The organism is Microbacterium karelineae (assembly GCF_009745985.1).
GTDB lineage: Bacteria > Actinomycetota > Actinomycetes > Actinomycetales > Microbacteriaceae > Microbacterium > Microbacterium karelineae.
On sequence record NZ_WFIX01000127.1, the window covers coordinates 1 to 2,424 of the forward strand.

At 71.0% G+C, this 2,424-nt stretch carries 1 protein-coding gene and 1 pseudogene; both read right to left on the bottom strand.

Annotated elements, in window-relative coordinates; translation table 11 throughout:
- Window positions 1–192 (bottom strand): annotated as a pseudogene (locus GB932_RS01205) (aldehyde dehydrogenase family protein); the annotation flags it as partial.
- Between the two features lie 45 nt (window positions 193–237).
- The gene (locus GB932_RS01210; RefSeq protein ID WP_156758938.1) at window positions 238–2,175 is read right to left on the bottom strand and encodes a hypothetical protein; all 1,938 of its coding nucleotides are present in this window, start codon (window positions 2,173–2,175) and stop codon (window positions 238–240) included.
- Between the last annotated feature and the right edge of the window lie 249 nt (window positions 2,176–2,424).

Consider the following 2,424-nt stretch of genomic DNA (forward strand, 5'->3'; position numbering starts at 1 on the left):
GCCCTGTTCGCGGCCGAAGCCCGACTGCTTCATGCCGCCGAACGGGGCGCGCAGGTCGAGGCGGGTCGCGCCGTGGTCGTTGACCCAGACATAGCCGCACTCGAGCTGGGATCCGATGCGCTGCGCCGTCTCAGGTGACGCCGTCCAGACGGACCCGCCGAGTGCGCCCCACGAGTCGTCGGCGAAGGCGACCGCCTCCTCGCGGGGACGGTGCGGGCGTTTCGACTCGACGTATGGCTACGGCGAACAGGTCGGACTTCCGTGCGCCGGGGGCGCTCCTGCGCCCACGTTCGCGCAGCGGTGCTCGGCACCAGGATCCTCGCCGTGGTCTCCTGGCCATCTCGGCTGATGCGGCCCAGGGCTCGACGCGTTGCCGGTGATCGGGAACTCGCGGATGAGTGTGAGCGTCCCGTCCGTATTCATCGTGGTGTCGGCGGGGGCGCCGTTGACGACTCCCGTGGTCGCGTCGGAGAAGGCGTGCCCGTCTGCCGGAGCCAGGATGATCGTCGCCGTGGAGCGGGCGGTCGAACGCGAGGGAGTGTCAGACGGGCCCCAGGTGACAGAGACGACCGAGTAGCTCGCGTGGCCCGAGGTGGCGTCGTCGGGGTGAGGCTTGCCGGGCACGGGCTTGTCGACCGTGACGTTCACCTCGGCGATCGGGAAGGCGGCCGTCGCGGTGAGGTGGTGATCCTGCGTGGGAGCGGCAATCGTGTGCTGAGCGGCGTCGAGCGTCGTGCCGTCGAGAACGAGCCGCACCAGCTGCGCAGGATCGGTCGGCGTGCCTGCGAAGGTGATCGCCCCGTCGACCGGCACAGAGAACGTGCCGTGGGTGATGCCGTCGGGGAGGTCGGTTCCCTCGGGGAGTGTCATGTCGACGGGGAGCACCGAGGCGATCTCCTCCGCCAATGATGTCGAGACGAGACGGTGCGTGGGCGCGCCATCGTCCGCACTGTCCGAACCCGTGCCGATCGCTGCGGTCGCGCCGAAGCCGGCCTCATCGTGCCCGTCACCGCCGGTGAGAGCCACCGCACCGGTGGACGCGATGATCACCTCTCCTGGGTGCAGAGCCCCGGCGCCGCCGCCGATGCCCGCCCCAGCGCCGCCGCTCGTTCCTGCCCCCTGTCGGTAATCGTGAAATCCGGCAGCGCCGCCGGTCGCGGTCACCGAGGCGCGTCCCACGATGGCCACGGCGCCACCGGAGCCGCCGTAGCCGCCGCCGATCCCCGCGCCGTGACGCTCGCTCGACGCGGTGACCTCGCCGGCGTGGAGGGCGATCGTGCCGCCGTGCCCCGCGTACCCGCCGCCGATGCCCGCCCCGATCTCGCTTGCGGCATCGACAGTGCCGCCGTCGACGACGACGGTCCCGCCGGAGATCCCCATACCGCCGCCGACGCCCGCACCGTTGACGCTGACGGCACCGACGGTGCCGCCGCCGATGGCGATCGCATCGTCGACGCCGCCGTCGTATCCGCTGCCGATTCCCGCCCCGAAATAGCTGTCCGCAGTGACGACGGCGCCGGCCATCGTGACCGTGCCGATGGTGCCTTCGCGCCCGCTGCCGACCCCAGCGCCCCATTCGCTCGTCGCGTTGATGACGCCGCCGTTGACGCTGACGGAATCGTAGGCGCTCTCGTATCCGCCGCCGATGCCAGCGCCCCATTCGCTCGTCGCGTTGACGGTGCCGCCGTTGATGATGGTCACGCCGTCACCGTCACTGTGCCTGCCGCTGCCGATGCCTGCGCCGTAGACGGTGGACACGTTGATGGTGCCGCCGTCGATGATGATGGTGCCGCCGCCGTCGCTCTCCCGGTCGTTGCCGATGGCGGCGGCGCCCTGGCTCATCGCGTCGATGCTGCCGGTGCCGCGGATGGTGAAGGTGTCCCCGCCCTCGACATCTATCGCAGGGGTCCTGAACCACGTCCCGACGCTCGGGGGTTCGGGCGTCGCGGTCAGGATGCAGCCGTCGCGGAGAGTGAGCGTGACCTCGCCGTCGATCTCGAGGCCCGTCACCTCGACCGACTCATCGCAGAACCACTCGCCGGTGGTCAGGATCTCTGTATCGTCGGTCACCTCCCCACCGGCGGCCCATGCGGGCGCGGTGAAACCCAGCACCGGGATGGCCGTGGCGGCGAGGGCTCCGATGATGCGCGTGCTGAGCGAGCGTTGGTGAGACATCTGCGTACCTTTCACGAGCGAACGGACCTGGTGACGCGAACGTACTTCCGCCGTCGCGCCCGCGCATCGGCGATCGTCGCCTATATCTCGGTGCCGGCGCACGCAGCGGCCCGCCCCCGCGAGTCGGGGGCGGGCCGCTGTCGCGCTCGGACCTCAGTGCGCCATGGCGGCGAGCGCCTCCGGGTTGATCGTGGCGATCGAGCGGGTGTCCTGGAACGCCCGCACTCCGTCGATGCCCTGTTCGCGGCC